The organism is Nostoc flagelliforme FACHB-838 (assembly GCF_014698065.1).
Taxonomy (GTDB): Bacteria; Cyanobacteriota; Cyanobacteriia; order Cyanobacteriales; family Nostocaceae; genus Nostoc; species Nostoc flagelliforme_B.
Window position 1 is genome coordinate 1 of the sequence record NZ_JACJSI010000486.1, and the last position, 3,912, is coordinate 3,912.

The 3,912-nt window shown below is 37.2% G+C and carries 5 protein-coding genes; 2 read left to right on the forward strand and 3 right to left on the reverse strand.

Annotated features, from left to right (window positions below):
* Both H6G97_RS47130 and H6G97_RS47135 read left to right on the forward strand, forming a co-directional pair.
* Positions 1-222 (forward strand): transposase (locus tag H6G97_RS47130; protein WP_242056109.1); only part of this gene is annotated, 222 nt, incomplete at its 5' end.
* A gap of 94 nt (positions 223-316) precedes the next feature.
* Complete coding sequence (locus tag H6G97_RS47135; protein ID WP_190947256.1) at positions 317-784, forward strand: tetratricopeptide repeat protein; 468 nt, start codon at positions 317-319, stop codon at positions 782-784.
* On the opposite strand, the gene H6G97_RS55200 is transcribed toward H6G97_RS47135, so the two are convergent.
* From H6G97_RS55200 to H6G97_RS47150, 3 genes are read right to left on the reverse strand one after another with little or no spacing between them, the layout of a single operon-like run.
* Positions 757-999, reverse strand: a complete 243-nt coding sequence (locus H6G97_RS55200; RefSeq protein WP_190947257.1) for a CHAT domain-containing protein — start codon at positions 997-999, stop codon at positions 757-759. The genes H6G97_RS47135 and H6G97_RS55200 overlap by 28 nt on opposite strands.
* Positions 1,000-1,003: 4 nt before the next feature.
* Positions 1,004-3,253 carry a CHAT domain-containing protein gene (locus H6G97_RS55205; protein ID WP_190947258.1) on the reverse strand — a complete coding sequence of 750 codons (2,250 nt, stop codon included), beginning with the start codon at positions 3,251-3,253 and terminating at the stop codon, positions 1,004-1,006.
* The gene (locus tag H6G97_RS47150) at positions 3,250-3,804 is read right to left on the reverse strand and encodes an S-layer family protein (RefSeq protein ID WP_190947259.1); all 555 of its coding nucleotides are present in this window, start codon (positions 3,802-3,804) and stop codon (positions 3,250-3,252) included. The genes H6G97_RS55205 and H6G97_RS47150 overlap by 4 nt, the downstream gene beginning before the upstream one ends.
* Positions 3,805-3,912 lie beyond the last annotated feature (108 nt).

The following is a 3,912-nucleotide window of genomic DNA, read 5'->3' on the forward strand; positions in this document are numbered from 1 at the left end:
CGTTGGGTGATGGATATGTTTCGCTGGATTGTGGAAATTGTGCTTCGACCATTGGAAAAGAAAGGTTTTGTCCATTTACCAAAGCGCTGGGTTGTTGAGCGAACTTTTGGTTGGCTTAACTGGTGTCGACGTTTAAGTAAAGATTATGAACGACTACCAGAAACCTCTGAGACTTTTATTTACATTGCGATGATCCGGATTATGGTCAGGCGACTGGCATAATTTTTAACTCGCTTCGACTTTTAAAACATCCTCTTATACAGTAAGGTTTGATTGTCCTGAGTTTGCTTGGGAAAGAGTTGTAAATCAAACTAGATTGGCTTATCCTTTGGAGGAAAAAGCTTTGCTCTCTGGACAAACATGTAAAATTTCTATCTTCGCTTATAAAAATGAAAATCTTATGGGTGCAGATCAGTCAGTAGTCTATTTGTTACCAGAGGATGAGGTCAAACGAATTTTAGACACGGTAGAGCAAATTAATCAATTAGAACTTTCCCCGGACGAAGCTGCTCTTGACATGGATACTGTCTTTATTTCAAGAAACCTTTTCGATGAAACATTTGAAAAACTAAATAATGTAATTGCATCAGGTACGAGGAATCCAACTATCTATAGAGTACTAGGCGATCGCTATTTTCAAGCTGGTGTACTAGATAAAGCGCAGCGTCAATATTTAAAAGCATCTGAGTTATTGAAAACTAATAACAACCCAACTGAGTTAAAGAATGTACAAGAAGGGTTAAAAGTAATAAATTATTACAACCAGCTCCCTACCAGCAGGTAAGGGGCCCAATGGTAAGGGTTAGTGTACTCAGGAATTGCCATCAAACTGATTTGTGCAAGCCTTAGAGCCTCTGCTTTAGGAATACCATGCTTGAGGTTTTTGTAAAATTCATTCATGAAAAAAACACTAGATTTAGAATCTACTAACCACAAAGTGGCTATTATACTTCTTGCACCTGCTTGTGCTGCTACACCAGCAATCCCGAGCGCTGACATTTTATTACCCTTGGCAGTTAGTTTGGCACGCACTTAGCACTAATAACTCAATTGCATCTTGATAGATTTGAGCTTGCCTTTTTAACAAAGTACCAAATCGGGTAATATTGACTAACTCATTCCAAGTTAAAAATCCTGTTCTTCTAGGAATAGAACTAAATTGAGCATGTGTTGTTATGTGAAGAATATTAAAGTTTTTTTTGCTTAGTTCTTGACTTAATCGTTTGGTATTAAATTCTTTATTGAGCAAGTCTACAGAAGAATTAGTTTGTTTCTTCACTTCAGCTATCTCTATCTCTACATCAGGTAAAGGTTGTAATCCTGGAGTAGCATCAGGATCATAAAAGCTAGGAGCAAATGTAGAAATTCCACCAATTAGGGCATTTGAATGTTCTTGAGGTAAAGCTTTGGGCTGGCGAACTTTAGAACCCAAGGTTTCTGAAGAACTATAGTGCTGAAATAAATAATCTTTTCCATCATGAAGTATACTCATTGGTAAACTTTGGAAAGATTTGTCTAGGATAAATACTAAAGTTCCGTTTGAAGGCAAAGATTTCTTAAAAGGTTCAATTAGCTGCTTATAAAGTGCTTGAGAATGTGGAATGATAAGTTCCTCGCCACTGGAAACAAGGCTTTTGTTTTGTAAGATGCTTAACAGGGCATTAACATGATTTTTAACTAGCCTAGATTCAACAGAGTGATGACGGATGGAAGAATCTGGAAACTGAGCAAATACCTGTATAGTGCTGTCTAAATCGATAATGTGAATAATTGCTGATGCACCAGTGAGATTATCAATTTTATCTAAAGCAATAAGGTCGAGTTTGCCACACTTTAGATAATCCTCCAACTGTGCTAACTGAAGCTGTTGGTTGGCTTTTATTACTTTACGTTCAAAATTAGGATATTGTTCTGCTATCAGCAGTCGCATATAATTCCGGTATACAGGCTCTACTTTCTCATAAAAGAAAAACTGTGCATCTAAATTGCTATGCAAGAGATTATCACGAACTTGTGTTATGCTATCAATGGCTGCACCGTAAGCTTGAATAGCTCTTTTGGATTTACCCTGTTTTTGGAATAAATTCCCTAACTGCTGTTGCCATTCATAAGCAACATCTGCATGATTAATGGACTGAGCTAAACTTAAAGCTTCTTCAAAATATGTTTGCGATTCGTATGGATTTAACTTACCTAAAGCACCTAAGCTTTTAGATTTTAAGAGTTGATTGTTAATATTTTTAGCTATTTCTAAGGCGGATGTAGTATACTGAACAGCTACCGATTGTAATGATTGATTCTGAGTTTTGCTTAGGCTTTTAGCAAATTTAAGTTGAGCTTGAATAGATTGTTCGGGCGACAATTGATAAAAAACTGAAGAGTTTTGCAATATAATATCTACTAAAGGTTGAATCTGCTGATTAACTTTTGTACGAGTATTCACTAGCTTAGGTTTGTCTGTTAGCCATTCATCAAAGTCTAGTAATAAGTTTAAACGGTTCAGTTGTGCTTGTAGTTTTATTTCTTGTGGAGAACTTGTCCGATCTACTAAAAGTTGGTATATATTAAGTGACTCCTGTGCCTTCTGTGGAATCGAGTCTACAATTGTCTCTCTAAAGACTGGTTCCTCTATCCATTTGTATTCATCTCGCGCTCGTTGATAGATAGACTGTTTTGTATTAGCTAATGACAGTAAAATATCGCTAATTTCTTTTGAAGGTGTTTGTTTAGCGAATAATAGTGTTTTTTCCAAAATTAGTTCAGATTCATTTAACTTGCCAACTAAGCGTAGAACTTGCCCCATGCTTTGTAATCCCAATAAGCTTATTGGTGTTATTTTTAACTGATGTATTGCTGCTATCAGTTGCGACTTCTCGTATTCGGTAAGTTCTAATATCGTTGGGTTACAATTCCAATTATTTAATTTTAGAGCCTCCACGAGTTTCTCACAAGCCTGAGAGTGTAAACCTAATTTTTGCAAGGCAAAATTTTGATTAATCAGGCTCCCACTAACACCTTCGGCATCTTTGATCTGATGATAAATTTTCGTGGCTTGTTGCCAACTGTCAAGAGCCTCTGCTGCTTGACCTTGATTTAATTGTTTTCTACCCACCTGGGTTAAAAGTTCAGCCTGTTGTATATGTGTTTCTTTTTCCGTTGACTGAGCCAGCAATAGAGACGATTGAGTTAAAACTATTGATAAAGTTAGAATGCCTAAAAGAGCATATTTTAGGCAATATCTCCATTTAGTCATCGCTTTACTATGTTCCTAGAATGGGAAAACTCTGCTACAAAATCGACCGATGTACACGGAATGGCAGAAAAAAAGTTATCAGGTGTACCTTGATTAGGCGCTACCGCAACTAATTCGACGTTCCCTCTGGAATCTATTACCCAACTCTGAGCTTCAACAATTTCTGTAGTCTCTTTAATTGTTGATAGCTGTAACTTAGATGAAACTTCATCGGACTTAGATGAAATAGAATTTTTCTGCCAGATAGGTTGACTATCTAAATGTTCGTCAAATTTAGGCGGTGGACTGTTGCTAACCACAATTAACATATCACTTCCTGTGCCTGATTGTGCAGCACAACCCGATACCATATTCGGAGTTTCTGTAACCATTTCTGGCACTGCTTTAAGACCACTAGGATGATAATAAAAACCGTTGTTATGAACTGTGCCATCAACTCCTAACTGGGACGTGGCGCTAAAAAAGCTATCGGCAGAAAGAAATAACCCACGAGCATTTATCCGAATATTACCGCCACGTCCCTCGAATGCATTAGCTTTTATAGGGAGCATCCAGTTTTGGAAGATTTACCATTTATGGGAAAATGTAAAGGAAGATAACCCTGTGCGATCGCTGACAATGAACCAAGAGAAACAAGAACGGATCAAAGCCTGCTTACA

Coding starts and splice junctions, on each gene's coding strand:
- H6G97_RS55200 (WP_190947257.1), bottom strand. CDS start 999: ATGTCAGCGCTCGGGATTGCTGGTGTAGCAGCACAAGCAGGTGCAAGA.
- H6G97_RS47150 (WP_190947259.1), bottom strand. CDS start 3,804: ATGCTCCCTATAAAAGCTAATGCATTCGAGGGACGTGGCGGTAATATT.
- H6G97_RS55205 (WP_190947258.1), bottom strand. CDS start 3,253: ATGACTAAATGGAGATATTGCCTAAAATATGCTCTTTTAGGCATTCTA.